Origin of the sequence: Bartonella sp. AP58NXGY (genome assembly GCF_042195785.1) — a bacterium.
Taxonomy (GTDB): Bacteria; Pseudomonadota; Alphaproteobacteria; order Rhizobiales; family Rhizobiaceae; genus Bartonella.
The window spans coordinates 331-607 of record NZ_JBHIOY010000350.1 but is presented as its reverse complement, the minus strand read 5'-3'; the positions used below and the strand labels follow the sequence as shown (position 1 = coordinate 607).

At 37.9% G+C, this 277-nt stretch carries 1 pseudogene; it reads left to right on the top strand.

What is annotated here, in order from left to right:
- Window positions 1–167: 167 nt before the first annotated feature.
- Window positions 168–277 (top strand): annotated as a pseudogene (locus ACFINC_RS11355) (ABC transporter permease); the annotation flags it as partial.

Below are 277 nucleotides of genomic sequence, written 5' to 3'. Positions count from 1 at the left end.
GTGGGGGTCTAACAGGACTCTTTGAAACTGCGCAGCAGATTAATGAAGCCTTTACAAAGAGCAAATAAGCGCACGAAAGAGCTTGATTGCTCTATGAATAAAATTTAAAAGCAGAGGTTGTTTATGAAACAACCTTTGTTTTTTGTTGAGTTTTGTGAGAAAATGACGTGAAGAATTATTGGATAACCATAACACTTCTAATTTTCTTATCCATCTTCAGCGTTTTTGTTGGTTATTCTGATGTCACACCGTCTAGCCTCTTCGCAGCTGATCCCTA